Here is a 25,972-nt window from a genome sequence, read left to right on the forward strand (position 1 = left end):
ACGTCCGTCTCTCGTAGGAGTGCATGTGCCGGTCGGTTCGGTCGGGCTGGGCCTCGCGCGGCACCGCCCCGTGCGGCATCGGTGACGCAGCTCCCCCGGCAGCGCCCCCAGCCGGAGACAACGGCCCGTCTGCTGGGATCGCGCCTACGCCAACTGCGTGTCGCACGCGGCGAGACCCTGGAGGAAGCGGCCGTTGTGATCCGCGGCTCGGCCGCCAAGGTCAGCCGTCTGGAACGAGGCATTACCCCGGCGAAAGCGCGCGATGTGCGCGATCTGGCGACTCATTACGGGGCGAGCCCTGAGGACACGTCGGAGATCGAGTACCTGCTGTCCCAGGCACACAACCGCGCCTGGTACAAGCAGTACAGTGACGTCACACCAGGCTTCCTGCGGCGTCTGATCAGCCTTGAGCAAGGCACCGAGCGCATCATCACGTACGAGGCCTTCGTGGTGCCGGGCCTTTTGCAGACTCATGACTACGCCCGAGCCGTGGTGGAGGCGGCACTTCCGCAGGACAGCGCCAATGAACGGCGCGTCGCACTCCGTATGGAGCGCAAGCGGATCTTGAAGCAGCCGGACCGGCCGCACATGACCGCGCTGCTGGACCAGGGTGTGCTGATGCGGCCACGTGGCGGCCCTGAGGTCATGTGCCGCCAGCTGGAGCACCTGCTGGAGATGGGGCACATCCCGGGAATCAACATCCGCGTGATCGAGTTCGAGCACAGCGGCGACGTATCACCCCCCTACCCCATCACCCACCTGCGCCTTCGTGACGGCGGCCCGCCCGAGGTGGTCTACGTGGAGAGCATCGACAGCGCGCACTACCTGACGCGTCCCGCGGAAACCGAGACCTACCGGTTCGTCCTCAACCGGCTGATGGACGCCGCCGCCGACCGACTGCGCAGCGAGGAGCTGCTGAGGAAGGCCGCGACGCGCTATCGCGCGATGGCCGGCCAGAGTCGCCGCGGTTGACGGACGGACGGCTCGTCGCTCGGGCCAGGTGCCCGTGGAGCAGGGCCGCACCGTCGAAGTGCCAGCATCACAGGCGTACCACGCCGCCCCACTCCTCCCATTCGTTGCCCTCGCGCCACACCGTCAGGTCCGAGTCCGGGCGCCACGTACTGACTTCGACCAGTCCGGGATCCAGCAGCTCCCAGCCGTCGAGGAAGGTCCGCACCTCGGCCTTGGAGCGGACTCGCCCCCACCGCCCGCCTGTCGCACTGGCCATGAGGTCGGTGACGCCGTCGCGCACCCGGGCGTCGTCGCTGACGAGTTGGCAGACCACCATGTAGCTTCCCGGGGCCAGCCTGTCGGCGACACGGCGCAGCAGCGCTGCGGGGTCGTCCTTGTCGGGCAGGCAATGCAGCACGGACACGAACAGCGCGGCGGTGGGCTCGTCGTCGCGGATAAGACGCCGAACGTCCTCGTGATCCAAAATCTTGTCCGTGTCACGCATGTCGGCGCAGAGAACGGCTGTCTGATCATTCTCGGCGAGCATGGTCCGCCCGTGAGCCAGCACGATGGGGTCGTTGTCCACATAGGCGACCCGCGCATCGGCATGAATCCGCTGAGCGACCTGATGGACGTTGTCCCGGGTCGGGAGACCGGAGCCATGGTCGAGGAACTGCCGGATCCCGCAGTCGTCGGCCAGGAAGCGCACGACGCGGCGCAGGAACGCGCGATTGGTCAGCGCCAGTTCCCTGCTGCTGGGAGCGATCTCCAGCAGCGCGCCGCAGGCCTCACGGTCACTCGCGTAATTGTCGGTCCCGCCCAGGAGCCAGTCATACATCCGGGCCACACTTGGTGTGCTGATATCGAAATGCGGTTCCCTCTGCGCCCCTTGGCCCATACGTCCTCCCCGATGCGGCACCGAGTGCAGCAGACGCTGCGAGAACCACTCATCGTATAGGCACGGTTACGACTGCGGAATCGCCTCAACTGATCCTTCACAGGCACAACTTGGGGCCGCAGCCCAATGCGGCGTGACGCAGGAGAGCAAGGAGCCAGGGAGGTGCAGCACGCTCGGCCACCGCGACAAGAGCGCCCATCTCCTCGGATTTCACGCCCATGAGGTCGGCGGCGTTGTCCCGCGACAGCGCCAACACATGACGCAGCACCAGGGCGTCGGCATAGGAGGGACTCAGCAGGTGATGCGCGAGCCCCGCCGCCACGGCACTGCAACAGCACGGTGCGTGCCGGGCCAGGGCGGAACGCAACAGATGCCACACGACAGCTGCCGGCCCGGCGCTGCTGAGCACTTGGGGCCAGACGGCGACGAGATCGTCGAAGAGCGCGTCCACCACCTGAGCGGCCGTGTCGTACCGCCCGGTGCGGGCGACGGCATACCGCAGATACCCGTGATACGTACGCTCACGGAAAGCCGCATAGTCCAGCGGTCCACTGGACACCTCACCGGCCGGCAACCGCCTTCCCCCTCCCCTCCGGTAGGCAGACCATGGTCGGGCGAGCCCCGGATTTCCCCCTGACAGACGCGGTCACATTAGCTGCGGCACGGGAGCCGTGCCACACCTTCGAACACCATGCAAGGCGCACCTCGACGCCCATATCGACCTGAGATGGAGAGGGCCGAAAACAAGCCCGCACACACTCACCCCAAGTGGTCACTTTCCATGGGCGATCTCGATCGATGCGATCAATTTTGACAGCCGGCAGAGGCTTTTCGGAAATCTTGAAACCACTTCAACCATTCACATTGCACATACACATCGCATCTGGTAAAGCACCGATCCCGGAGAATATCCGAACTGATGCTCATCAGTTCAGCCTTTGGCCTGACAGGCGGAGTGACGAATTCCATTCCGCTGCACGTGCAGATGCAACGCAGGGCCACTTTGAGACCCCACGCACGTCCACGGCTGGGGCCGGAGTGCAAGGACGTCGGGGCACTTCGTACAATTTGGTGCCGAACGATATCGTCGGTCCCATGCGCCGCGGTGGCGCCGAAGGAGTGTGCCCGTGCCCGGCCAACGATCCATCACCGAAGCCGAGAAGCTGGCCGCGGCAAAGCTCGGTGGCATCCCGATCCGCCGTGAGCAGATGGCGGTGGTGGCCAACATCTACCGCGCGGCCTCGGCCGTCCGGCAGCATCTGGAGAACTCGGTGCTGCGCGGGTCCGATCTGACCTGGACGGCCTTCGTCGTGCTCTGGGTGATCTGGATCTGGGGCGAGTCGGAGACCCGGCACGTCGCGGAGGAGGCGGGCATCTCCAAGGGCACGCTGACCGGGGTCTCCCGCACCCTGGAGGCGCGTGGCCTGGTCCGGCGGGCCGGTCATCCCACCGACGGCAGGCTGGTGCTGCTCAGCCTCACGGAGGAGGGCGAGCAGCTGATGCGACGGGTGTTTCCGCAGTTCAACGAGGAGGAGGCCTTCGTCGCCGGGCAGCTCAGCGACGAGGAGTGCCGCAGCGTCGCCGACGGGCTGCGCCGCGTCGTGCTCCAGGTCGAGGAGCACGGCGAGGAGCGCCGCCTGGCGCTCCTGGACGGAGCGGAGCCCGCCCCGCGCCGCAGCGGACGCCGCCCCAAAGCCTGAACCACCAGGCCTGAACCACCAGGCCTGAGCCGACAGGCCTGAGCCGAGAAGCCTGAACCGAGAAGCCCGACCCGGACCTGCCGCGATGACGTCAGCAGAGGTCGCGCGGACGGCGGCCGCCCTCGCGCGCGGCCCGTACGAGCGTGTCGAAGAGGCCTTGCTGCGCCGGGTCCTCGTGAGCGGTGTCCTCGGGGTGCCACTGCACGGCCGCGAACCAGCTGTGCGAACCGGGGAGTTCGAGGGCCTCCACCGTCCCGTCGGCGGCACGGGCAGCGACCGTGAGGCCCGCGCCCGTGCGGTCCACCCGCTGGTGGTGGTAGCAGGAGGCCTCGACCTTCCCGGTGCCGGTGGCCTGCTCCAGGAGCGTGTCCCGCTGGATCGCCACCGGGTGCACCACATGGCGGTGCTCGCGCTCCGGACCGCCCATGTCCTGGTGCAAGGTGCCACCGAGAGCGACGTTGACGACCTGCAGGCCCCGGCAGATCGCAAGGGTCGGCAGACCCGCGTCCAGGGCCTGCCGGGCGAGTTCGAGGTCGAAGCCGTCCTGTTCCTCGTCCACGTCGTAGACGCTCTCGTGGGCCTCGCCACCGCCGTAGCGGTACGGGGCGAGGTCGCCGCCGCCGGGCAGCAGGACGCCGTCGAAACGGGCGAGCCGGGCGGCCACTTCGACCGGGTCCGCGGTGCCGCGGGGGGCGTGCGGATGGAGGCCGGCGGGCTCGCCGCCGGCCCGCCACACCGCCTCGATCAAGGCGCGGGCGCTGACCTCGGCGGCGTACCGCAGTGCGGAGGTGGAGGCGGCGAAGCGGGCGGGTATCGCGATCAGCGGCCGGTTCACGGGGCTCACAGCTGGATCCAGGTGGTCTTGATCTCGGTGTACTTCTCCAGCGCGTGCGCCGACTTGTCGCGGCCGTTGCCGGACTGCTTCATGCCGCCGAAGGGCACGGTCAGATCGCCCTCCTCGTAGCAGTTGACCCAGACGGTGCCGGCCTTCAACGCGCGGGAGACCTGGTGCGCGGTGGACAGGTCGCTCGTCCACAGCCCGGCGGCGAGGCCGTACTCGGTGGCATTGGCGAGTGCCACCGCCTCGTCGAGGTCGTCGAAGGTGAGGACGGACAGCACCGGGCCGAAGATCTCCTCGCGGGAGAGCCGCATGCCGGGGTCCACCTGGTCGAAGACGGTCGGCTCCACGAAGGATCCGCCGCTGTCGGGCCGTGTCCGGGCGCCGCCCGTACGAAGCCTGGCTCCCTCGTCGAGACCTGTGCCGATGTGGTCCAGTACGCGTTCCAGGTGCCCCTCGCCGGCCAGGGCGCCCATCTCGGTGCAGGGGTCGAGCGGATCCCCGACCCGGAGTTCCCGGGCCCGCCGCACGACGGTCTCGGTGACGCGCTCGGCGATCGAGGAGTGCACGAGCAGCCGGGAGGGCGCGGTGCACATCTCGCCCTGGTTGAAGAAGATGCCCCAGGCGGCGGTGGCGGCGGCCTTCTCCAGGTCCGGGGCGTCCGGAAGGATGATGTTGGGCGACTTGCCGCCCAGCTCCAGCCACACCCGCTTGAGGTTGGAGTCGGCGGCATAGCGCAGGAAGTGCCGCCCGACCGCGGTCGAGCCCGTGAAGGCCAGGACGTCCACGTCGAGGTGCAGGCCGATCGCCCGCCCGGCGGTGGGGCCGTCGCCCGTGACGACGTTCAGGACGCCCGGCGGCAGCCCGGCCTCGGTCGCCAGCCGACCCAGCAGGAGGGCGGACAGCGGGGAATTCTCGGAGGGCTTCAGCACGACGGTGCAGCCGGCGGCCAGCGCCGGGGCGATCTTCCAACTCGCCAGTGTCAGGGGGAAGTTCCAGGGAACGACCGCGCCGACGACACCCGTCGGCTCGCGCGTGACGAGCGCGAGCGCGTCGGGTGCGGTGTGCGGCGACTCGTCGGTGAGCTTGTCGGCCAGCTGTCCGTACCAGCGGAAGGTGTTGATCGCGGCGCGCAGTTCGATGGCGTGCGCGTCCGTGATCGGCTTGCCCATCTCCAGGCTGACCGTCAGCGCCAGCCGGTCGCGCCGCTCCTCCAGCAGGTCCGCGATACGCAGCAGCACGCGGCCGCGGTCGGCGGGTGCCAGGCGCGGCCAGGGACCGGAGTCGAAGGCCCGACGGGCGGCGGCCACGGCCGCGTCCACCTCCGCGGTTCCTCCATCGGCGACCTGGGTCAGCACCTGGCCGTCCCGGGGCGAGACGACGGCGTAGCTCGCGCCACCACCGGGTTCGTCGGCGCCGGCGATGTGGTGGGCGCCGGGCAGGTCCAGCTCCTTCGCGCGGCGCAGCCACTCCTCGTGGGTGACATCCAGCATGCGGGCCTCCAGGTCACACCCAATACATTTGGATTCAAACGATATGCGCGCCGAACGGACCCCGCAAGGCTCCCCGGCCGGGAATCGGACGTATCATTTGGGTCCGTACGACCAATCGAAAGGGGCACACACCGTGCGAGCACTCATCGTCCGGCACGAGCACGTCACGGAGCCCGGGCTGGTCGGAGACCGGCTCGCCGAACACGGATACGAGCTCACCACCGTGACGGTCGTGCCCGAGCCGCGCCACCACGCGCCGGACGTGCCGTTCGACTTCCCCGACGCCGCCGACTGGGACCTCATCGTGTCCCTCGGCGCCCCCTGGTCGGTCTACGACCACGCGGCCGTCGGCAGCTGGATCGACGGCGAGCTCGCCCTGCTGCGCAAGGCCCAGCACCTCGGCGTACCCGTCCTCGGCGTGTGCTTCGGAGCCCAGGCACTCACCACCGCCCTCGGTGGCTCGGTGGAGGTGGCCCCACGCCCCGAGATCGGCTGGACCGAGATCGAGACCGACCTCCCGGCCCTCGTACCGCCGGGGCCGTGGTTCCAGTGGCACTACGACCGGTGCGTCCTGCCGCCCGGCGCCGTGGAGCTGGCCCGCAACGCGGTGTGCGCGCAGGCCTTCCGGGTGGGGCGCAGCCTGGGCGTGCAGTTCCACCCGGAGATCACCACGGCGATGGTGAGTGGCTGGCTCGGCCTCGGCGGCGCGGAACAGTGCGTACGGCACGGGGTCGACCCGCACGCACTGCTCGCGCGAAGCCGCGCCATGGAAGCCGACGCACGCGCCAACACCCGCCTGCTGGTCGACGGCTTCCTGGAGCAGGCGGCGAACACCACCGCCTGACGAAGGCGGACCCCACCGCCTGACATAGGCGGACCCGACCGCCTGGACGCGGCTGCTGCACGCGGCTGCCGACGCGGGGATCAGGCGGCCGCCGAGGCCTCGCCGCGCACCACCCGTGCCGTCACGGCCCCCAGGAGCAGGACCACCGGGACACTGAGCGCGAGCCAGGTCGCGGTGCCCGAGTCGCCGCCGATGAGCGTGGTGAAGTTGGCGAGGATCAGCCAGATGGCGCCCGCGATGCCCAGCGCGCCCAGAGCCGGGGCGATCAGGGTGTTCCACGGCCGGGTGTCGAGGCGCGTGCGACGGAAGTAGACGATCACCGAGACGGACGTCAGGAAGTACAGGAGCATGATCCCGAGGACGGCCACCCCGCTGAACCAGGAGAACAGGGTCAGTACGGGGTCCTTGCCCAGCAGCGCGAACGGCACGACCAGCAGCGCCGCGATCGCCGTCTGCACGCCCCCGGCGACCCAGGGGGAGTGCCGCTTGTTGAGCGTCGAGACCCTGCGGGGCAGCATCCCCTCGCGACCGAGCGAGAACAGGTAGCGGTTGGCGGAGTTGTGGAAGGCGAGGATGCCCGCGAAGAGCGAGGTGGCGAGCAGGATGGGCAGGACGTCGTTGACCCAGCTCCCGAACTGGTCGGCGACCGGCGCGAAGACGAACACCGTCGCGTCGCCGCTTTCCAGGGCCTTCCCGGCGGCCGCGGTGGCGCCCGACGCACCGTAGGAGGAGATCAGCATCCAGGAGACGAAGGCGAAGAAGCCGGTGACGACGGCGACCGACAGATAGGTGGCCCGGGGGACCGTCCTGCGTGGCTCCCGCGCCTCCTCGCCGTAGATCGCGGTGGCCTCGAAGCCGAACATCGACGCCACGGCGAACATCAGCGCCACACCGGGCGCCCCCTGCAGGGCGGCCTTCGGCGAGAAGCTCTGGGCGAAGCCGAGCCCCTCGGGCCCGCCGCCCTTGAACAGCGTGACCAGGGCGAAGACGAGCAGGATGCTGAACTCCGCGAGGACGAAGGCGGCGAGGACCTTGGCCCCCATCTCGATGCCGACGGCGCCGAGAACCTGGACGACCACCATGGTGGCCACCGCCCAGACCCACCAGGGCACGTCCAGTCCCGCGTGGTGCGCGACGAGCCCGCTCACCAGGGATCCGTACAGGCCGTACATGGCCGCCTGGATCGTGCAGTAGGCGAAGAGGGCCACGCCCGCGCTGCCGGTGCCGGTGGTCCGGCCCAGGCCCTTGCCGATGTACGTGTAGAAGGCGCCGGCGTCCACGACATGGCGGCCCATGGCGACGAAGCCTACGGAGAAGAGCAGGATCACCAGACCGGCCGCGGCGTACGCGGCGGGGACACCCGCTCCGTTGCCGATGCCGACGGAGACGGGGACGGCTCCGGCTATGCCGGTCAGCGGGGCCTGCGCGGAGAGGACGAAGAAGAGGATGCCCAGGACGCCGAGGGCGTTGGGCTTGAGCTTGCCTGCGGTGGGTGCGTCATGCGCGGCCTGCTGTCTCACGACCGTGTGACTGTCCACTCGGATCACCTGCCGGGGAAGGGGGAGAGGGATTTTGTTTCAGGCCAAACGAGTTGCCTCATAGTGGGCTGGAACTATCCGTTTGACAAGGGGGTGCTCCCGGATTCCTGCGGCGCCCTCGTGCTGCGGTTGTGGGGACGGATGCGCTCTCTGAGGTCAGCCGTCCCGCTCGGCGTCCCCGTCGGCGTCGAGCAACCGCAGCAGGGACCGCAGCTCCTCCAGGGCGGCGTCGGTGACCTGCGGTTCGCCGAGCACGAGCTGGTGCAGGACGAGGCCGTCCAGGGCGGCGAAGACGAGCCGCATCAGCGCCGGGCTCGCACCACCCGGCAGCATGCGGGTCAACTCGCGCTGGGTCGCGTCGAAGTACTCGTCGTACAGCGCGCGCAGTTGTGGCAGCAGCTCCGGCCTGCGGCGGGACTCGAGCATCAGCTCGTACTGGAACGCCTGTATGTCCGGGTCCGCGGTGACCATCTCGGACAGCCCGGCCGAGAAGTCCGCGACCTTGCCGGTACCCGGCTCCACCGCGCTGGTGCTCAGGCTGGTGCGCACTGCGTGGGTCAGCGCCTCCTCGATGAGCGCGTCGCGGGAGCCGAAGTGGTGCACGACCAGGCCGTGGGTGACCCCGGCCTCCTCCGCCACGGCGCGATAGGTGAGCTTGCGCAGACCGGCCCGGGCCACCACCCGTACGGCGGCGCTCAGCAGGGCCTCGCGGCCCGCTCCGTAGTGCACCCGCTTGCGCGGCCGGCCGCGCCTGCCGGCGCCCTTGCCCTCGGTCGTGTCGTCGGCGGATTCGGTCACGTGAGGGACCCTACCCGGCGGTTACGGGCTCCGGCCGTCCGTATGCGCATGCGGAGGATGTCCGGTACGCGGTACGTCAGCCTCGCTTCGGCGGGCGGATACCGCGGAACTCCCAGTCGCCTCCGAGGGCGGTCGACAGGACCTCCTCGGACTCGGTGGGCTGGGCGCCGACGTCGGTACGGATCGGGGTGGGGCCGGTGACGATGTGGTTGCTGAGCCGGCCCAGGCCCTCGACCTCGACCTCGACGACGTCCCCCGGCTGGACGGGGCGCGAGTTGGCCGGGGTGCCGGAGAGCAGGACGTCGCCGGGGCAGAGGGTGATGGTGCGGGCGATGTCGGCGACGAGGTAGTGCATGTCCCACTCCATCTCGTCGGTCGAACCGTCCTGCACCACCTCGCCGTTGACGTACGTCCGCAGGTACTTGCCGCGGAAGTCCCAGTCGGTGACCAGACCGGGGCCGAGCGGGCAGAGGGTGTCGGAGCCCTTGACCCGGAGCATGGAGCCGGCGTCGGTGTCGCGGAAGTCGTGCAGGCCGTAGTCGTTGGCGATGGTGTAGCCCGCGATGTACTCCCCCGCCTCGGCCTGCGAGATGTTGCGCGCGGCCTTGCCGATGACGATGGCGACCTCGCCCTCGTAGTTGAGCCACTTGCAGCCCTCGGGGCGGACGACGGCTCCCTTGTGGGAGTTGAGGGCCGAGGTCGGCTTGTGGAAGTAGGTGGGTGTGCCGGGGAGTCCGATCTGGAACTCGTCGACGCGGCTGCGGTGGTTGAGGTGAACGGCGATCACTTTGGACGGGAGGACCGGTGGCAGATGGTGCGCCTCGTCGGTCTTGACGCGGCGGCCGTCCCCGGCGACGAGCTCGTGACCTTCGACGGTGACCTGAACGGCGGCGCCGTCCAGGAGGATGCGGCGGTACTCAGGCATGGGTGGGCTCCTGTGCGGGGGTGCGGGGTGCGGTCCAGCCGTCGGCGGGGCGGTCGAACCAGAGGTGGACCTGGCCGGTGCCGACGGAGTTCTCGTACTCGCCGTACTGGCGGGCCCGGGCGGTGCAGGCCCGTTCGCCGAGTGCGCCGGCCATCATGAGGTAGTGGAAGAACCTGGCCTCGGGCTTGTACTTCCAGAACTCGTCCATCGTGTCGAGGACCTTGTCGTGGCGGCCCTCCTTGAACCAGGCGATGCGTTCCTCGTCGGCCGCGCGGGCCTCGGGGGTGAAGATGTGGCTGAGGTCGCTGGCCTCGTGGTCGCGGATCTCGCGCAGCGGCCAGAAGGTGTGCGAGAGGGCACCGGAGGCGATCAGCAGGACCCGGCGGCCGGGTGTGGCGGCGATGCCGTCGGCCAGCGCCCGCCCGAGCCTGAGGTGGTCCTCCATGTCGCCGGTCTGGCAGACCCCGATGGTCACCCACCGCTTGTCGGGCAGCCCCTCGCCGAGGAACTTCCAGAGGTTGGTGGTGGCGTAGTAGATCGGCAGGTACTCGTCGTCGATCGCGGTGATCCATGTGCCGTGCTTGTCGGCGAACTTCTCGATGTTGTGGGCGAGTTCGGGATCGCCGGGGAAGTCGTACGGCATACGGCACATGCCACGCGGCAGTTCCTCGGAGGTGAACAGTCCCGCGCGCCGCGCTTGCGCGGTCACGACGAACTCGACGGTCGTGGCCCAGTGGGAGTCCAGCACGACGACGGTGTCGTACTCGTCGGCGGTATCGCGCTCGAAGACCTCCCGGCGCAGCTCGTGCAGCCCGGTGACGAGGGTGATCTCCTTGCCCTCGTTGAGCTCCAGCCGGTCGGCCTCCGGCAGCACGATGGTGGGGACGTGGGCGAGGAGGCCCGCCCCGACGATTTCACCCATGGTCGGCCCATCCCTTCGGAGCGGTCACGGTGTTCTTTACGTCGCAGTAGAAGTCGAAGCTCCAGGTGCCGCCCTCGCGCCCGACTCCGGAGTGGCGGGAGCCGCCGAAGGGCGCCTGGAGGTCCCGTACGAAGAAGCAGTTGACCCACACCGTGCCCGCGACGAGCCGCGCGGTGACCCGCTCGGCACGCTCCGGATCGCCCGTGGCGACGGTGGCGGCCAGCCCGAAGCGGGTGTCGTTGGCCAGCCGGACCGCCTCTTCCTCGTCGGCGAAGGTCTGCAGGGTCAGGACCGGGCCGAAGACCTCCTCCTGCACGATCTCCGAGTCCTGGGCGACATCGGTGAGCAAGGTCGGCGCGTAGTACTGCCCCTCCTCGCGGTGCCCGCCGATGACGGCGCGCGCCCCGGCCTCGACCGCCCGCCGCACGAAGCCGTCGATCTTCTCCAGCTGGCGGGGATGGATGTTGGGCCCGATGTCGGTGGCCTCGTCCCGCGGATCGCCCTGCTGGAGCCGCGAGGCCTTCTCCACGAAGCGGCGCGTGAACTCCTGGGCGACCGTCTCCTCGACGAGGACGCGGGTCGCGGCCAGGCAGACCTGCCCGGCGTTGTCGTACTGCTCCACGGCCAGGTCGACGGCGAGGTCGAGGTCCGCGTCCGCGAAGACCAACAGCGGTGACTTGCCGCCGAGTTCAAGGCTGAGCGGGGTCAGGTTGGCGGCCGCCGACGCGGCGATCCGCCGCGCGGTGGGCACCGACCCGGTGAAGCTGATCCGGCGTACGTCCGGGTGCGAGGTCAGGGCGTCACCGATCTCGACCCCGTACCCCTGGACGACATTGAGGACCCCCGCCGGAAGCCCCGCCTCGGCGGCGATGTCCGCCAGAAGCGAGGCGGTCAGCGGCGACCACTCGGCCGGCTTGAGGATCACGGTGTTCCCGGCCGCCAGGGCCGGGGCGACCTTCCAGGTCGCCAGCATCAGCGGGGCGTTCCACGGCGTGATCAGTACGGACGGACCCGCCGGATCCCAGCTGACGTGGTTCGTGTGCCCCCGCGTCTCGAAGTCCTCGTGGTCCAGCTTGAGCAGCCAGTCCGCGAAGAACCGGAAGTTGTGCGCGACACGGGGCATCACACCCCGACGGTGCGACCGCAGCAGAGCCCCGTTGTCATGGGTCTCCACGGTCGCGAGCTCTTCGAGGCGTTTCTCGACGCCGTCGGCGATGGCGTGCAGTGTGCGGGCGCGCTCGGCGCGGGAGGTACCGGCCCAGGCCGGGAACGCGGCCTTCGCGGCGGCGACAGCGGCGGCGACCTCCTTGGGAGTGCCGCGCGAGATCTCACCGAGGACACTTCCGTCGATCGGCGAGGAGTCGGCGAAGGTCTCGGCGGAGGCGACACGTTCGCCACCGATCCAGTGCCGGGTGTCGACGGAAACGCCGCCGACGGAGATTTTCGTGGGCATGAGAAGGGCTCCTGTGAAACGAGGGGGACGCTGACTTACTCAGGGGCGCGGGGCTGTGACGTATGCGGCTCCGCCGCGTGGGCGCGACGAGCCACACACGACCCGCGCACCGACGACGGCCTACTCCGCCCCGGACGTACCGGACTCCAACAACCGCCCGCCGTCCCAAACCACCCCCACCTGCCGGTAGTAGGCGGCGATCGGCTCCCGGACCTCCAGCCGGGCAAGCTCCTCCGTGGGCGCCTCGAACAACTCCAGCTCGGCCTCGCCCACCCACGGCTGGCCGCCCTCGAAGGACGCCGCCCCGGACTCGATGAGCTCGTCCAACGCCAGCCCCTTGCCCTTCTCGATGGACGGCAGCCAACGGTGGTGCGCCATCGGATGGCCGTTCACGAAGCCACCGCTCTCGGACGGCTCCCGCAACGTCACCACCGCCTGGGCGAGACGCCGATCCGCCGCGGCCAACGTCGCCCCGAACCGCGCCCCCGCCGAAATCCGCGGAGCGGGCCCGTACGGATGGGGTCGCGTCTGGTGGATCGAGCCGAGCTTCTTCGGGTAGCCCTGGTGCAGCCCGCGCGCGATCGCGAAGTCCTTGTCGACCCAGATGTAGACGCAGCGCGAGTACGTCCGCCCCTTGTACCGGCAGCGGACGACGGCGAACGCCTCCTTGTACTGGGAGAGCACCGGATCCAGCAGTTCCTCCCCCGCGGCCGAGCAGGACTGCCAGTCGGCCCAGATCAGCGCGACCGCACCGGGGTCCTCGTCGGCCAACTCCAGTGGTTCGGGGAGGAGTTCGCGTACACGGGCCGGATCGGTGCGGTACTCGACAGTGAGTAGGTCGCCGGAGTAGAGCCAGGGTGGCGAGGGGATCAGCGACGAGTCGCCGGACGCCGTCTTGGGGTGGAGGTAACCACGGACGCTGGCCATGAGGTCGGTTCCTTACGCGATGAGGGCGGGCTGCTTGAGCAGCTGTGCGCGGTAGCGGGCGGCACCGGACGCGACGGCGCGACCGCCGAGGGCGACGACGCCGGTCAGACGGTCGTCGCGGTGGTAGCCGACGAGGACGTCACCCTCCGGGTCGCCGTCCAGGACGCGGACGTCGTCGAGGCCGAGTACCGGCGCACCGAAGGACTGCAGCCGGAAGTCGTGCTGGTCGCTCCAGAAGGTGGGCAGCGGCGCGAAGGGGGTCAGGTCGACGGGGTCACCGCCCAGATGGGCGACGAGAACCCTGGCCGCGTGCTTGGCGGTGTCGGTGGGGATGGACCAGTGCTCGACGCGGCGGGGGACGCCGTCGTAGCGGGCGTTGGGGAAGCGGGCGACATCGCCGACCGCGACGACGTACGGCCATCCGCCCACCCGGAGCAGTGCGTCGGTCAGCACCCCGTCCGACAGGTCGAGACCGTTGCCGTCCAGCCACTCGGTGTTGGCGACCGAGCCGACGGACTCCACGACCACGTCGGCCGGAAGGACCGTACCGTCGCCGAGGACGACACCGGTGACACGGTCCTCGCCCTCGAAGCCGGCCACGCCCGTGCCGAGCGCGAAGCGCACGCCGCGCTCCTCGTGCCGCCTGCGCAGCGCACCGGCCAGCAGTTCGCCGAGCGGTCCGACCATGGGCAGCGGCAGCGGGTCGACCACGGTGACGTCGTCGACGCCGAGACCGACCGCGGTGGCGGCCACCTCGCAGCCGATGAATCCGGCGCCGATGACGACGACCCGCGCGCCCGGCCGGGTCAGCTCGGCCCGCAGGGCCTCGGCGTCACCGAGGGTGCGTACGGTGTGGCGGCCGGCCGAGGGGCCCGCGCGGCGCAGCCGCCGGGGGCGCATCCCCGTCGCGACCACCAGGCCGTCGAAGGGCAGCTCCTCGCCGCCGTCGAGCACGACGACACGCTCGGCAAGGCGGGCAGCGGCGACGGGGGTGCCGAGCCGCCACCCCACATCGGCGGCGCTCGCCCTCGGAGTGAAGGCCAGGGACTCGAAGGGTGCCTTCCCGGCCAGCACTTCCTTGGACAGCGGTGGCCGGTTGTAGGGCATGTGGGGCTCGTCCCCGATGACCGTGATCGTTCCGGTCCAGCCGGCCGCGCGGAGTTGTTCGGCGGCGCGCAGACCTCCCATGGAGGCGCCGGCGACGACGATGCGTCCGGTGGTCATGTCAGGCCTCGATCCGGATGGCCTGCAGCGGACAGACGTCCGCGGCCTCCTCGACCTCGTCGCGCAGCGCGTCGTCCGGGTCGCTGACGTAGGCCAGCCGCCCGTTGTCGTCCAGCTGGAAGACGTCCGGGGCCGCGAAGACACACTGGCCGTGGTCCTGGCACTTGTTCATGTCGACGACGACCTTCATGGCCGGTCCTCCTGGAGGTGAGGTACGTCGGAGCGAGGGATGGTGGGAAGAGAGGGCCCGGCGCGCGGCCGGGCCCCGGGGCCAAAGGGGTCCGCGGAAGCGAACCCCCTACTCGTTTGGCTTCAAACAACATAGGAAGCAGCCGAGCCCTGGTCAATAGCTATCCGTATGGATAAATTTTTGGCCCGCACCTCTTGCGGGTGGGCGGGGTGGTCCATATCGTTTGCTATCAAACGACTTGCGCCGGGCCACGCGACCGGCAGCCCCCGTAGTTCGGCAGCCCCCATAGCCAGGTAGGCCGTCAGCCCGGCGGCCCCCCCCCGGACCGTCGGCCACCACGCCCCCGTTCCCATCCGCCAAGGAGACATCGGTGAGCGCTCAAGACACTCCGGAAGTCCGCCCCCACATGGAGCGGCTCGCCGCCGACGGCATCGACGTGGTCCGGGTGACGTACCCGGATCTCATCGGCACCGACCGCGCCCGTGACGTCCTGCTGGACCATCTGCCCGCCGCCTGCGACCACGGGCTCGCCTTCTGCCGGGCCGTCTACCACACCACTCCCCGGGGCGGGGTCGTCCCGGTCACCGGCGGTCTGGAGGCCGGGCTGCCCGACATCTGCGTACGCCCCGATCTCGGCACCCTGCACGCCCTGCCGTGGGAGCCCGGCGTCGCCTGGTGCCTGGGCGACACCCTCGACCCCGCCACCGGTTCCCCCTCCCCCGAGTCGCCGCGCGACCTGCTGCGCTCCGTGCTCGCCCGGTGTACGGAGGCGGGTCTGCGGCCCGTCATCGGCCCCGAACTGGAGTACTTCCTGCTCGACCAGGACCCCGGATCGCCGGGCGGCTGGCGCCGCTACGCGCAGGCCGACGCCGGTGTCGTCTACACCGCCGGGCTGCGCGCCGACGCCGACAACCATCTGCTGCGAACGCTGCGGCACCTGCGTGATCTCGGGATCCGCGTGGTCACCGGGAACCACGAGTTCGACGCCGGACAGTTCGAGATCAACCTGGCCCACTCGGAGGCCATGGACGCGGCCGACCGCGCCTTCCTCCTCAAGGCGGCCGTCAAGGAACTCGCCCGCAAGGAAGGCAAGTTGGCCACCTTCATGGCCAAGCCGTTCAACGACGCGGGCGGCTCGGGCTTCCACCTGCACTTCTCCGGCGAGTCCACCGAGGGCGATGCGGGACGCAACGTCTTCGACGACCCGGCCGGTGCCTTCGGGCTGTCGGACACCGGCCGCCACGCCATCGCCGGCATCCTCGCGCACGCCCCGGCCCTGGCCGCGCTGCTCAACCCGACCGTCAACTCGTACAAGCGGTTCGGCCCGGACACCCTCGCCCCCTGGCTGATCGACTGGGGCCTGGACAACCGCAGCGCCATGGTCCGTATCCCGCCCGAGCGCGGCTCCGGCGCCCGCCTCGAAGTGCGCCTCGGCGACGCCAGTGCCAACCCGTACCTGGCGATCGCCGCTCTCTGCGCCGCCGTACTGCTCGGCGTACGGGAGGGCAAGGAGCCGCCGGCCCCGCTGGAGGGCTACGGCTACGACACCGAGAAGTCCCGGATGCTGCCGACGACGCTGTCCGCCGCGCTCGACGCCCTGGAGGCCGACGAAGCCCTCACCGCGGCCCTCGGCAAGGACTTCACCGAATCCTTCCTCACCTACAAGCGCGACGAGGTCGCCCGCTTCAACCGCCATGTCACCGACTGGGAGTTCGCGGAGTACTCCTCCCACCTCTGATGATCCGTCCCGCCTTCAGGAGCACTTCATGACGAACCCCTTCGAGCCCATGCCGCTCGCCGAGGTCGACCTCGCCGACAACGACAAGTTCCTCGACGGCGTCACCCCGTGGCGGATGTTCCACACCCTCCGACACGAGGACCCGGTCCACTGGCAGCCCGAAGAGGCCCCCAACTCCGGCTTCTGGGCCGTCACCCGGCACGCGGACATCGCCACCGTCGACCGCGACGCCGCGACCTTCACCTCGACGAAGTTCGTCAACCTCGAAGAAGTCGACGAGGACCAGATCAAGAAGCGGGCCTCCATCCTGGAGCTGGACGGGGTGCGTCACCGCGCGTTGCGCAGCCTGCTGCAGCGCCAGTTCGGCCAGGTCGTCATCAACCAGTACGCCGACTTCCTGCGCGGCCTCACCGCCACCACCCTGGACGCCGCGCTCGCCAAGGGCACCTTCGACTTCGTCGCCGAGGTCTCCGCCGACTTCCCCATCAACGTCCTGGCCCGCCTGCTCGACGTACCGCCGGAGGACAACCAGCAGCTCATCGACTGGGGCAACCGGATCATCGGCAACACCGACCCCGACTACGCCGACGTACTGCTGCACAGCGAGGAGAGCGAGAAGTACCGCGACCTGCCGTTCCGCTCCCCCGCCTCGCTCGAAGTCTTCGAGTACGGGCGGGAGCTGGCCCGGCAGCGGCGCGGCGGGGACGGCACCGACCTGGTCTCCCGGCTCGTCAACCAGACGCCGCGCGACGGGATCCCGCTGTCCGAGCAGGACTTCGACAACTACTTCCTGCTGCTGGTGGTGGCCGGCAACGAGACGACCCGGCACACCATCTCCCACTCCATGCTCGCGCTCATCCAGCACCCCGAGCAGCTGGCCAGGCTGCAGGCCGACCCCTCCCTCATCCCCACCGCGGTCGAGGAGTTCCTGCGCTGGGCCTCCCCCGTCTATCACTTCCGCCGCACAGCGACCCGCGACGTCGAACTCGGCGGCAAGCGGATCAAGGAAGGCGACAAGGTCGTCATGTGGTACGCCTCCGGCAACCGCGACGAGAAGGTCTTCGGCAACCCCTACGACTTCGACGTCAGCCGCGAGCACAACGACCACGTCACCTTCGGCAAGGGCAGCCCCCACCTGTGCCTGGGCAACCTGCTCGCCCGCACCGAGGTCCGCATCATGTTCGAGGAGCTGATCCCGCGCCTCGCGGACATCCGCCTCGCCGGCGACGTCCCCCGCGTCCGCTCCAACTTCGTCAACGGCGTCAAGAAGCTCCCGGTCGAGGTCACGCCGGCCTGACGGGCGTAGTCAGGTACGGCCGGTGGGCGCCGGAGCCGAGGCGGTGGACACCGGAGTCAGGCCGATGGGCGCCGTGGCGGCCCAGCCCCTACCGTGGTAGTCGGAGGACCTGATGGGCTTCGCCGACGATCATCTGATTCCGCTCGTCGACGAGGGGCTGGGCAACAGCGCGTACCTCGTCGACCTGGGCGACGGCCGGGCGCTGACCGTGGACGCCAGTCGCGACCTGCGGGCTGTGCGTGCCGCCGCCGAACGGCACGGGCTCACGCTCACGGTGGCCTTCGCCGCCGACACGCACCTGCACGCCGACTTCCTCTCGGGCTCCGTGCAGCTCGCCCACGACGACGGCGCCGCGGTGCTGGCCTCCGCCGCCGGACACCGGGCCTTCCCCCACCAGGGCCTGGGCGACGGCGACGAGGTCGATCTGGGCGGCCTGACCCTGCGGGCGCTGGCCACCCCCGGCCACACCGACGAGCATCTGTCCTTCCTGCTGCTGGACGGCGCCCGGGAGCTGGGCGTCTTCACCGGCGGCTCGCTGATCGTCGGCTCGGCCGCCCGCACCGACCTGCTCGGCGGCGACCGGGCCGAAGAGCTCGCCCGCGCCCAGTACCGGTCCCTGCGACGCCTGGCCGAGCTGCCGGACCCGGTGGCCGTCTGGCCGACCCATGGCGCGGGCTCGTTCTGCTCCGCCCCGCCCGGGGCCGAGCGCACCACCACGATCGGCGATCAACGGCGGTCCAACCAGCTGCTCGCCGCACCGGACGAGGACACCTTCGTACGGCAGCTGCTCGGCGGACTCGGCTCCTACCCGGCGTACTTCGCCCGCCTCGCCGAAGCCAACCGGCGCGGCCCCGCCGTTCTCGGCTCCGCACCCGGACTCGCCGCGCTCACGGTGGCCGAGGTGCGCCGGCTGCTCGGCGAGGGCGCGCAGGTGGTCGACGTACGGCCGGTCGCGGACTTCGCCGCCGGTCATGTCCCCGGCGCCCTCGCCATCCCGCTGCGCGACCAGTTCGCCACCTGGCTGGGCTGGCTGCTCCCCGACGACGTACCCCTCGTCTTCGTCACGGCACCCGGGCAGGACCTCACCGAACTCACCTGGCAGGCTCTGAAGATCGGCTACGAGCGGCTGCCGGGTCACCTCCCGATGGCGGCCTGGACCGCCGACGGCGGCGAGCAGCAGCGCGTCGAGCTGCTGACCGCGGACCGCCTGGCCGACCGTCCCGTCCTCGACGTCCGCCAGCGGGCCGAGCGCGGCGCCGGACACATCCCCGGATCGGTCGGCATCGAACTCGGCGAACTCCCCGCCCGTACCGGTGAGGCACCGGGCGGCGCGGTCGTGCACTGCGGGCGCGGCCTGCGCGCCATGACCGCCGCCAGCGTCCTCCAGCGCGCCGGACACCAGGACCTCGCGGTCCTCGACGGCGGGCCCGCCGACTGGGCCGAGGCCACCGGCCGTCCCCTTCAAGAGGGCACATGACGGTGGCGGCCCGTCCCCCACAGCAAGCGGTGCGCTAAGGTCCTGCCGGTCGTGTCGATCTTCGGGTGGTTCGGGAAGTGAGGGAGGTGAGGCCGGTGGCGGTGACAGAGTTCGACGAGAGTGAGCGGTTGATCTGGGCGGGTCGGGCCGCCGCCTATGCCGGGAGCTTCGCCCGGCTGTGTGCCTGGCCGGTGCCGAAGCTGCTGGACGCCGCCGAAGTGGGCCCGGACGTGCGGATGCTGGATGTGGGCACCGGGCCCGGGACCGTGGCCGTTGCCGCGCGGTCCCGCGGGGCGACGGTGACGGCCGTCGACGCGGAGCCCGGCATGGTCGAGCTGGCCAGGCAGGCGGAGCCCGCGGCGGACATCCGGGTCGCCGCCCTGCCGGAACTTCCCTTCGAAGACGGGGAGTTCGATGCCGTCGTCGCCAACTTCGTGCTGAACCACGTGGGCCGGCCCAAGAAAGCGCTGGCCGAGTTGCGCCGCGTGGCACGGCCGAACGGATGGATCGCGCTGACGATCTGGGCGGCACCTCCCGCGGCAGGGCAGGCCCTCATCGGCCGTGCCCTTCAGGCGGCGGGCGCCGTACGGCCACCCCACCTGCCGTCCCTCGCGCCTGAGGACGACTTCCCACGAGATGAGCGCGGCCTTACGAAGCTGCTGGCGACGGCGGGGCTGCGCGACGCGTCCTGCGAGACGCTCAGGTGGAACCACCGTGCCAGTGCCGAGGAATGGTGGAGCGGACCGGCGGCCGGCGTGGCTTCCATCGGGCAGCACGTGCAGAGCCAGCCGCCCGGGAAGCGTGCCGAGATCAAGCGCCACTTCGATGTGTTCAGCTCGGAGTTCGCCGATTCCGACGGCGTGCTGACGTTGCCGCACGCCGCCTTGCTGGCCCGCGCTCGTCGCTGACCCGGTCGGCGACGCGACCGGGGTCAGCGCAGACTCAGCCGGTACGTCAGCGGCGACCTCCCGGTGATCAGGACCCGGATGCCGGCCGGTGTGAGCGAACCGCTCATCCAGGAGTACCGCTCGCCCGCGTCCACCACCGGCGGCTGCTTCCCGCCCTTGCCGTTGCCGGGGCCGAAGGTGATCCGGTCGTCGCCGACGGCGTACGTGGCTTCTCCGCCGACGAGTTGGTACGTGTCCGGGGAGCCGGTGACGGTTTCCAGGCCGTCGCCGGTCAGGGTGCCGCCGGGGCGGAAGCAGAGCTCCAGGGCGAACGGCACCTCGGAGCCGCTCAGTTCGACGTCAAGCGTCCAGGAGCCGTCCGCCGCCTCCCTCACCATCACTTCGGTGCGGAGCGTGCGGTACTCCTTCGGCCGGTGCGGGAAGTCCATCGCCGACCAGAAGCGGCCGTCGTCGGTGAGCGGGTAAAGGCCGTCACGGCGGTGGTGCTGCGGCGGCAGGGGCTGGTGGAACGCGCCCCGGACCTCGGCGGTGAGCCGCCAGCCCCCGTCCGCCGCTCGCTCCAGGTTCTCCGCACGGAAGTGACCGAGCGCGAAGAACTGTGGGGCCAGCCGGAGCGAGTCCAGAATCGCCGCACCCTTGCGCATCTTGAAGAAGGTGGGGTTGGTGGACAGCCCGGAGGAGATGGCGTGCACGTCGGGGAAGTCGGTGCCGCCGAAGACGCTCGCCGTGGCGTCCTGGCGGCGTACGCGCACCAGCGCGCAGCTCGGGTCGTGGTGCTCGTAGTCCGTGGGCAGTTCGGTGGCTCGCGGCAGTTCCCGGGCCAGTTCGGGCCGGTCCAGGACTTCGGCCAGTCGGTCGCCCAGCGGGGTCTCGCCGAAGGCCTGCCCGGTCCCCCGCTTCCGCAGCAGCGCGGCCACCGCCGCGAACCGCCCGTCACCGTCGCGGATCGCCAACTCCCGGTACTGGAGCCAGAACTCGGGAAGGTGACACGGCGTCGTCTGGTCCTGGCGTCGTGAATGGACCGTCTCCACCTCGCCGTTGGGCTCGATGACGTAGAGAGAGGCGTTGAGGTTGTCGCGGACGTGTCCGTACAGGTCCGGACGGTTGTGGAAACGGGCGATGGTCAGCAGGGCCGGATTGGACACCGCCGCCGCGTAGTTGGGGCTGCGCTCGCTGTACTCGCCGCCCGGCAGCTGGTCGATGCCCTCCGCGAGCCAGGCATCGACGCGCCGCCGGTACGCCGGGTCGGGCCAGCGGTGGTGGATGCGGGCGAGCGCCGCGCACACCAGCCATCGATGGTTCGGGGTGTGCAGCCCACCGGTGGCGAGCCCCGGGCCGGCCGAGCGCAGGATCCCCTCGACGGTCGCCCGCAGCTTCTCCGTCGGCCGGTGATCGTCCTCGTCGAGCAGGCTGTACGCCAGGTTCAGGTCGACGATCGAGAACGCGGTGTCCGGCGGCGAGTGGGCCGCGCCCTGGTCCCAGAGCCCGTCGTCGAACTGCTCCTCAGCCAGCGCGTCCGCGAGTTCCCCCAACGGCCCCAGCAGCGCGCCGTCACGGTGATGGGCCGAGCCGTCGTGCACATAGACCGAGGTGAGGGTGCGCAGCGCACGGGCCGAGGAGCGCGCCTTGCCCCTGTCACGCAGTTCGGTGAGGTACGCGCCGTACCCGTCGAGGATCGATGTGGCGCGGGCGTCCGCGGCGGCGGTGAGAAAGGTGAGGAAGTCGGTGTCCTCCCCGGCCGCCTCGACTCCCGTGCCTGCCACGGCGGTTCCTTGACCGGTGGCAGCTGTGGCGGCCGCGGCGGTGACCCCGGTGGTCGCGGAGGTGAGGAAGGTCCTGCGGCCCATCATGCGGCCTTCTTTCGAGCGGTGTCGGAGTGGGAGGGCAGCCGTACGTCGATCGCCGTCAGCGCCATCGCCAGCGGCCCGGGAACCAGGAACGCCAGCGGCAGCAGCATCCACGCGCACAGCGCGGCCGCCGCCACCGCGAGGAGTACGAGGCCGGAGCCCTCCACGTCCCGTACGGCGTCCCGGGCCGCCGCGCGCACCGCGGCACGCCAGTCGGTGAGCGACTCGGGGCGGGCGCAGGCGCGCAGGCCCACGACAGCGGCGTACGCGGCGATGCAGGCGGCGACTGCGGCGAAGAGCGGCGCGCCCGGCAGCCCGGCGCCGGCCAGCGCCAGGTCGGCCAGCACCAGCAGCAGGCCCGCCGTGGACAGCACACCGGCCACGAGGTCACCGGCCCGCAGCCGTCGCCGCAGCTCCGCCACGTACCGTCCCGCCGTGGCGGGCCGGTCCTCCCGCGTCCCGCGCAGGACCGCGCACGCCGTGGACAGCGCCGCCGGCAGCGTGACGACCGGCAGCGACACGAGGGTCGTGCACACACCCACACTCAGTACGTCCGCGAACAGGGTCATCCGCGGTCCGAAGATCTCGCCCGCCTCGCGGGTCTGCCCGGCGCTCATCCCTTGACCCCCGAGTTCGCCATGCCCTCGACCAGGAACCGCTGGAAGGCCAGGAAGAACAGCACGATCGGCAGCAGCGCGATCACCGACATGGCGAACATCGGGCCGAAGGCGGACTGGCTGGACGCGTCCACGAACTGCCTGAGCGCCAGTGTGAGCGTGAACTTCTCGGGCGAGAAGAGATAGATCAGCTGGGTGAAGAAGTCGTTCCAGGTCCAGATGAAGGTGAAGATCGCCGTGGTGATCAGCGCGGGACGGGTCAGCGGCAGGATGACCAGGAAGAAACTGCGGAACGGCCCGCAGCCGTCGATCCGCGCCGCCTCCTCCAGCTCACGCGGCAGTCCCCGCATGAACTGCACGATGAGGAAGACGAAAAAGGCCTCCGTGGCAAGGAACTTGGGCAGGATCAGCGGCCAGTAGGTGTTCACCATGCCGAGCTGGTTGAAGAGGATGTACTGCGGGATCAGCACGGCGTGGTGCGGCAGCATGATCGTCGCGATCATGAAGGCGAACAGCGGCCCGCGAAAGCGGAAGCGCAGGCGCGCGAAGGCGTAAGCGGCCAGGGAGCAGCTGAGTACGTTGCCGATGACGGCGCCGCCCGCGATGAACAGGGAGTTGCCGAGCAACCGCCACACGGAGACCTCGTTCACGCCCTCCAGAGCGGTCGAGTAGTTGGACCACTCCAGGCTGCTGGGCAGCAGGTCGAGGCTCGCGATCACCTCGTCGGCGGGCTTGAGCGAGGTGGCGAGCAGCCACGCCAGCGGATACAGCATCACCAGGAGGGCGGCCAGACAGCCGGCGTACAGGGCGACGCGACGCCAGGCAACGGGCTTGCGGACGGCGGGAGTTGCGGTGGTCATCGGTCCCCCTCGGAAGCGTAGAAGACCCAGGAGCGCGAGGTGCGGAACAGCACGGCGGTGACGGCGCCGATCACGAGGAGCAGCGTCCAGGCCATCGCGGAGGCGTAGCCCATGTGCGAGGCGACGAAGCCTCGGTCATAGAGGTAGAGGGTGTAGAAGAGCGTCGAGTCGGCCGGGCCGCCCTTGCCCGCGCTGATCGCGAAGGCGGGGGTGAAGACCTGGAAGGCCTTGATGGTCTCGAGCACCAGGTTGAAGAAGATCACCGGGGACAGCATCGGCACGGTGATGGACAGGAACTGCCGCCATCGGCTCGCCCCGTCCACGGCCGCCGCCTCGTAGAGCTCCGAAGGGATCTGCTGGAGACCGGCGAGGAAGATGACCATCGGCGCGCCGAACTGCCACACCGTCAGCAGCACGACGGCGAACAGCGCCCAGCCGGGCTGGTTGACCCAGCCGCCGGTGCCGAGCAGGTTGTCGACGGTGCCGCCGTCGTTGAAGATCGCCCGCCACACGAGGGCGATGGACATCGAGGCGCCGAGCAGGGACGGCGCGTAGAAGGCCGAGCGGTAGAAACCCTTCCCCCGTCGCATGGACTTCAGGGCGAGCGCGACGATCAGGGCCAGGCCGAGTTGGAGGGGCACGGCGATCACGACGTAGGTGAGGGTCGCGACGACCGAGCGCCAGTAGCGCGGGTCCTCGGTGAACATCTGCGTGTAGTTGCGCAGGCCCACCCACTGGGGCGGGTTGAACAGGTCGTAGTCGGTGAAGGAGAGATAGAGCGAGACGGCCATCGGGAGCAGGGTCAGTACGGACGCGCCGAGGACCCATGGGGAGAGGAACACCCAGGCGGCGCCTTCGCGCCTGCGGCGCGGTGGCTTCTTCACGGCGGCGTCCTGCCGAGCACGCGCGGCCGTCGGTATCTCGGTGGTGGTCATGACCTCAGCTCCGCCTTCGCCTCGGTGATGAAGTTCTCGGCCGCCTCGCGGGGCGACATCCGCTCGTACGACACCTGGTCGTAGTCGCGCTGGAAGGTGGTCTGCAGCGCGTTGTCGCCCGAAGGGGGCGCTTTCGGCGGGGCGTTGAGGTCGCCGTCCAGGGAGGCCTGGAAGTCGGCGACCGTCTTGTCGAAGTCCTTCAGCTCGGGCGTGATCGCCTCGCGGATCGACTCGTTGACGGGGATGCCGCGGGTCGCGCCGAGGATCTTCGCCGCGTCGGCGTCGTTCAGCATGAAGTCGATGAACTGAGCGGCCTGCTTGGGGTATCCGGAGTTGTCCGCGATGCCCATGAACATCGACGGCTTGAAGTACTGGCCGGGCGTGCCGTCCTCACCCGACGGCATGGGCGCGAGGGTGACTCCGCTCGGGACGAGGGCCAGGAAGCCGCTGGACGGCGCGTCCCAGTTGTTGTCGGAGATCGCCTTGCCGCCGCGCCCGAGCGGCGTGTTCTCGACGGTGCTGTCGAGTTGGGTGGTCTGTTCGGCGGGCGAGACGGCTCCCTCGCGGCGCAGCTTGTCCGTGAAGGTCCACCATTTCGTCAAGTCGTCGGCGTCGAAGCCGAGTTGCTGGTCCTTGGTGTAGAGGTTCTTGCCCTGGCCACGGAGCCACACCTCGAAGGCGTCCTCGCTCCAGCCCGGGTCGGTGCCGCCGGGCTTGCCGGACTTCTTCGCGAGGGCGCGCATGGTGTCGGCCCAGTCGCTCCATGTCCAGCCTTCGCGCGGCAGTTCGACGCCCGTGGCCTTCCACTGCTTCGCGTCGTACACGATGGTCTCGGTGCCGCGTGCCTGGGGAACCGCGTACTGCTTGCCGTCCACGACGCCCGTGGCCAGCAGCCCCGCGTCGATGTCGGCGGTGCTCAGCGCGGACCGCTGCTTCGCCAGGTCCAGCAGCACGCCGCCGGACGCGTACTGGTCGATCATGCGGTAGTCGAGCTGCATCACGTCGGGGGCGTCACCGCCGGCGGCCTGCGTGGCCAGCTTCTGCTTGTACGCGTCGTATCCCGCGAACGACGTCTGTACGTCGATGCCGGGGTGCTGTTTCTCGAACAGCGCGACCGCCTCCTCGGTGCGGGCCGCCCGGTCCGGGTTGCCCCACCAGGTGTAGCGGAGCACGGCCTTGCCGCCGCCGCCCGAGTCGCCGGACCCCGAACAGCCGGAGAGCGCCGCACAGAGTGCCAGCACCGCGGCCGTCGCGCAGGACCTCGTTGTCCTGTTTCCGGGCATACGCAGAGTCACCTCTCCCAGTAAGAAAGCGCTTGCACCCAGGTCGACCCTAGGGAACGTCCGGATGTCACTACAAGACCCGTGTAGCGAGAAACGGAAATGCGACCTCCGCTCGGCGGGACTGACGGGCATGCGGGGGCAGCGGGCCGGCTGGGTTGGTGCAAACGTTGCCAGTTCATTTCCAATGGGCCCGGAAACTACGCCCGTAGCAGCCACCCAGTCAATGAAGAAGAGCCAATCAACGGCCAGCCAACAGGGAGTTGTACACCAGGAGCACCCCTTGTCCCGGGAACCCTCACATGCAATCGT

24 protein-coding genes are annotated in these 25,972 nt (G+C 70.2%); 7 read left to right on the top strand and 17 right to left on the bottom strand.

What is annotated here, in order from left to right:
- Positions 1-81: 81 nt before the first annotated feature.
- On the top strand, positions 82-972 hold the full coding sequence (locus FE633_RS08040) for a helix-turn-helix domain-containing protein (RefSeq protein ID WP_171059854.1): 891 nt from the start codon (positions 82-84) through the stop codon (positions 970-972).
- Between the two features lie 67 nt (positions 973-1,039).
- Here the strand turns inward: FE633_RS08040 and FE633_RS08045 are convergent, their stop codons facing one another.
- On the bottom strand, positions 1,040-1,849 hold the full coding sequence (locus FE633_RS08045; RefSeq protein ID WP_138044400.1) for an SAM-dependent methyltransferase: 810 nt from the start codon (positions 1,847-1,849) through the stop codon (positions 1,040-1,042).
- A 97-nt stretch (positions 1,850-1,946) separates the two neighbouring features.
- Positions 1,947-2,408, bottom strand: coding sequence for a hypothetical protein (locus FE633_RS08050; RefSeq protein WP_138044401.1), 462 nt, complete (start codon positions 2,406-2,408; stop codon positions 1,947-1,949).
- A gap of 568 nt (positions 2,409-2,976) precedes the next feature.
- On the opposite strand from FE633_RS08050, the gene FE633_RS08055 reads away from it, so the two are divergent.
- Entirely contained in the window at positions 2,977-3,549 is a 573-nt protein-coding gene (locus tag FE633_RS08055) for a MarR family winged helix-turn-helix transcriptional regulator (protein ID WP_119098906.1), read from the top strand.
- 91 nt (positions 3,550-3,640) lie between these two features.
- On the opposite strand, the gene FE633_RS08060 is transcribed toward FE633_RS08055, so the two are convergent.
- Together FE633_RS08060 and FE633_RS08065 are read right to left on the bottom strand one after the other, a co-directional pair.
- A complete protein-coding gene (locus FE633_RS08060; RefSeq protein ID WP_138044502.1) occupies positions 3,641-4,384 on the bottom strand; it encodes a gamma-glutamyl-gamma-aminobutyrate hydrolase family protein in 744 nt (247 codons plus the stop codon).
- Between the two features lie 5 nt (positions 4,385-4,389).
- Complete coding sequence (locus FE633_RS08065; protein ID WP_138044402.1) at positions 4,390-5,880, bottom strand: aldehyde dehydrogenase; 1,491 nt, start codon at positions 5,878-5,880, stop codon at positions 4,390-4,392.
- Positions 5,881-6,013: 133 nt separating this feature from the next.
- On the opposite strand from FE633_RS08065, the gene FE633_RS08070 reads away from it, so the two are divergent.
- Complete coding sequence (locus tag FE633_RS08070) at positions 6,014-6,724, top strand: type 1 glutamine amidotransferase (protein WP_138044403.1); 711 nt, start codon at positions 6,014-6,016, stop codon at positions 6,722-6,724.
- 80 nt (positions 6,725-6,804) lie between these two features.
- On the opposite strand, the gene FE633_RS08075 is transcribed toward FE633_RS08070, so the two are convergent.
- From FE633_RS08075 to FE633_RS08110, 8 genes are all read right to left on the bottom strand, one after another.
- Positions 6,805-8,262 (bottom strand): APC family permease, encoded by a 1,458-nt coding sequence (locus tag FE633_RS08075; protein ID WP_138044404.1) that lies wholly within the window; start codon positions 8,260-8,262, stop codon positions 6,805-6,807.
- 156 nt (positions 8,263-8,418) lie between these two features.
- Positions 8,419-9,060: a TetR/AcrR family transcriptional regulator gene (locus tag FE633_RS08080; RefSeq protein WP_138044405.1), complete on the bottom strand. Its 642-nt coding sequence runs from the start codon at positions 9,058-9,060 to the stop codon at positions 8,419-8,421.
- A gap of 76 nt (positions 9,061-9,136) precedes the next feature.
- Complete coding sequence (locus FE633_RS08085) at positions 9,137-9,985, bottom strand: fumarylacetoacetate hydrolase family protein (RefSeq protein WP_138044406.1); 849 nt, start codon at positions 9,983-9,985, stop codon at positions 9,137-9,139.
- Positions 9,978-10,907, bottom strand: a complete 930-nt coding sequence (locus FE633_RS08090; RefSeq protein ID WP_138044407.1) for a 3,4-dihydroxyphenylacetate 2,3-dioxygenase — start codon at positions 10,905-10,907, stop codon at positions 9,978-9,980. The genes FE633_RS08085 and FE633_RS08090 overlap by 8 nt, the downstream gene beginning before the upstream one ends.
- The gene (locus FE633_RS08095; protein ID WP_138044408.1) at positions 10,900-12,360 is read right to left on the bottom strand and encodes an aldehyde dehydrogenase; all 1,461 of its coding nucleotides are present in this window, start codon (positions 12,358-12,360) and stop codon (positions 10,900-10,902) included. The genes FE633_RS08090 and FE633_RS08095 overlap by 8 nt, the downstream gene beginning before the upstream one ends.
- Before the next feature lie 120 nt (positions 12,361-12,480).
- Positions 12,481-13,287 (bottom strand): acetoacetate decarboxylase family protein, encoded by an 807-nt coding sequence (locus FE633_RS08100; RefSeq protein WP_138044409.1) that lies wholly within the window; start codon positions 13,285-13,287, stop codon positions 12,481-12,483.
- A 12-nt stretch (positions 13,288-13,299) separates the two neighbouring features.
- The gene (locus FE633_RS08105; protein WP_171059855.1) at positions 13,300-14,511 is read right to left on the bottom strand and encodes an NAD(P)/FAD-dependent oxidoreductase; all 1,212 of its coding nucleotides are present in this window, start codon (positions 14,509-14,511) and stop codon (positions 13,300-13,302) included.
- Position 14,512: 1 nt separating this feature from the next.
- Positions 14,513-14,701: a ferredoxin gene (locus FE633_RS08110; protein WP_138044410.1), complete on the bottom strand. Its 189-nt coding sequence runs from the start codon at positions 14,699-14,701 to the stop codon at positions 14,513-14,515.
- 370 nt (positions 14,702-15,071) lie between these two features.
- Between FE633_RS08110 and FE633_RS08115 the strand changes: the two genes are divergently transcribed.
- From FE633_RS08115 to FE633_RS08130, 4 genes are all read left to right on the top strand, one after another.
- Positions 15,072-16,439: a glutamine synthetase family protein gene (locus FE633_RS08115; RefSeq protein WP_138044411.1), complete on the top strand. Its 1,368-nt coding sequence runs from the start codon at positions 15,072-15,074 to the stop codon at positions 16,437-16,439.
- Positions 16,440-16,467: 28 nt separating this feature from the next.
- Positions 16,468-17,736, top strand: a complete 1,269-nt coding sequence (locus FE633_RS08120) for a cytochrome P450 (protein WP_138044412.1) — start codon at positions 16,468-16,470, stop codon at positions 17,734-17,736.
- Between the two features lie 112 nt (positions 17,737-17,848).
- Positions 17,849-19,213, top strand: coding sequence for an MBL fold metallo-hydrolase (locus FE633_RS08125; protein ID WP_138044413.1), 1,365 nt, complete (start codon positions 17,849-17,851; stop codon positions 19,211-19,213).
- A gap of 101 nt (positions 19,214-19,314) precedes the next feature.
- Entirely contained in the window at positions 19,315-20,121 is an 807-nt protein-coding gene (locus FE633_RS08130; RefSeq protein WP_138044504.1) for a class I SAM-dependent methyltransferase, read from the top strand.
- Between the two features lie 23 nt (positions 20,122-20,144).
- Here FE633_RS08130 and FE633_RS08135 read toward each other — a convergent pair whose 3' ends face one another.
- Genes FE633_RS08135 through FE633_RS08155 form a run of 5 tightly spaced genes read right to left on the bottom strand, consistent with a single transcriptional unit; the run spans position 20,145 to position 25,663 of the window.
- On the bottom strand, positions 20,145-21,971 hold the full coding sequence (locus FE633_RS08135; RefSeq protein ID WP_138044414.1) for a hypothetical protein: 1,827 nt from the start codon (positions 21,969-21,971) through the stop codon (positions 20,145-20,147).
- Complete coding sequence (locus FE633_RS08140; protein ID WP_138044415.1) at positions 21,968-22,585, bottom strand: hypothetical protein; 618 nt, start codon at positions 22,583-22,585, stop codon at positions 21,968-21,970. Before FE633_RS08140 ends, FE633_RS08135 begins: the two co-directional genes overlap by 4 nt.
- Positions 22,582-23,445 carry a carbohydrate ABC transporter permease gene (locus FE633_RS08145; protein ID WP_138044416.1) on the bottom strand — a complete coding sequence of 288 codons (864 nt, stop codon included), beginning with the start codon at positions 23,443-23,445 and terminating at the stop codon, positions 22,582-22,584. The genes FE633_RS08140 and FE633_RS08145 overlap by 4 nt, the downstream gene beginning before the upstream one ends.
- Positions 23,442-24,380 (bottom strand): carbohydrate ABC transporter permease, encoded by a 939-nt coding sequence (locus FE633_RS08150; RefSeq protein WP_138044417.1) that lies wholly within the window; start codon positions 24,378-24,380, stop codon positions 23,442-23,444. Before FE633_RS08150 ends, FE633_RS08145 begins: the two co-directional genes overlap by 4 nt.
- Positions 24,377-25,663 (bottom strand): ABC transporter substrate-binding protein, encoded by a 1,287-nt coding sequence (locus FE633_RS08155; RefSeq protein ID WP_138044418.1) that lies wholly within the window; start codon positions 25,661-25,663, stop codon positions 24,377-24,379. The genes FE633_RS08150 and FE633_RS08155 overlap by 4 nt, the downstream gene beginning before the upstream one ends.
- Between the last annotated feature and the right edge of the window lie 309 nt (positions 25,664-25,972).

Source organism: Streptomyces montanus (assembly GCF_005786655.1).
GTDB classification, from domain to species: domain Bacteria; phylum Actinomycetota; class Actinomycetes; order Streptomycetales; family Streptomycetaceae; genus Streptomyces; species Streptomyces sporangiiformans.

Coding starts and splice junctions, on each gene's coding strand:
- FE633_RS08045 (WP_138044400.1), bottom strand. CDS start 1,849: ATGGGCCAAGGGGCGCAGAGGGAACCGCATTTCGATATCAGCACACCA.
- FE633_RS08065 (WP_138044402.1), bottom strand. CDS start 5,880: ATGCTGGATGTCACCCACGAGGAGTGGCTGCGCCGCGCGAAGGAGCTG.
- FE633_RS08085 (WP_138044406.1), bottom strand. CDS start 9,985: ATGCCTGAGTACCGCCGCATCCTCCTGGACGGCGCCGCCGTTCAGGTC.
- FE633_RS08090 (WP_138044407.1), bottom strand. CDS start 10,907: ATGGGTGAAATCGTCGGGGCGGGCCTCCTCGCCCACGTCCCCACCATC.
- FE633_RS08095 (WP_138044408.1), bottom strand. CDS start 12,360: ATGCCCACGAAAATCTCCGTCGGCGGCGTTTCCGTCGACACCCGGCAC.
- FE633_RS08100 (WP_138044409.1), bottom strand. CDS start 13,287: ATGGCCAGCGTCCGTGGTTACCTCCACCCCAAGACGGCGTCCGGCGAC.
- FE633_RS08105 (WP_171059855.1), bottom strand. CDS start 14,511: ATGACCACCGGACGCATCGTCGTCGCCGGCGCCTCCATGGGAGGTCTG.
- FE633_RS08110 (WP_138044410.1), bottom strand. CDS start 14,701: ATGAAGGTCGTCGTCGACATGAACAAGTGCCAGGACCACGGCCAGTGT.
- FE633_RS08120 (WP_138044412.1), top strand. CDS start 16,468: ATGACGAACCCCTTCGAGCCCATGCCGCTCGCCGAGGTCGACCTCGCC.
- FE633_RS08125 (WP_138044413.1), top strand. CDS start 17,849: ATGGGCTTCGCCGACGATCATCTGATTCCGCTCGTCGACGAGGGGCTG.
- FE633_RS08135 (WP_138044414.1), bottom strand. CDS start 21,971: ATGATGGGCCGCAGGACCTTCCTCACCTCCGCGACCACCGGGGTCACC.
- FE633_RS08140 (WP_138044415.1), bottom strand. CDS start 22,585: ATGAGCGCCGGGCAGACCCGCGAGGCGGGCGAGATCTTCGGACCGCGG.
- FE633_RS08145 (WP_138044416.1), bottom strand. CDS start 23,445: ATGACCACCGCAACTCCCGCCGTCCGCAAGCCCGTTGCCTGGCGTCGC.
- FE633_RS08150 (WP_138044417.1), bottom strand. CDS start 24,380: ATGACCACCACCGAGATACCGACGGCCGCGCGTGCTCGGCAGGACGCC.
- FE633_RS08155 (WP_138044418.1), bottom strand. CDS start 25,663: ATGCCCGGAAACAGGACAACGAGGTCCTGCGCGACGGCCGCGGTGCTG.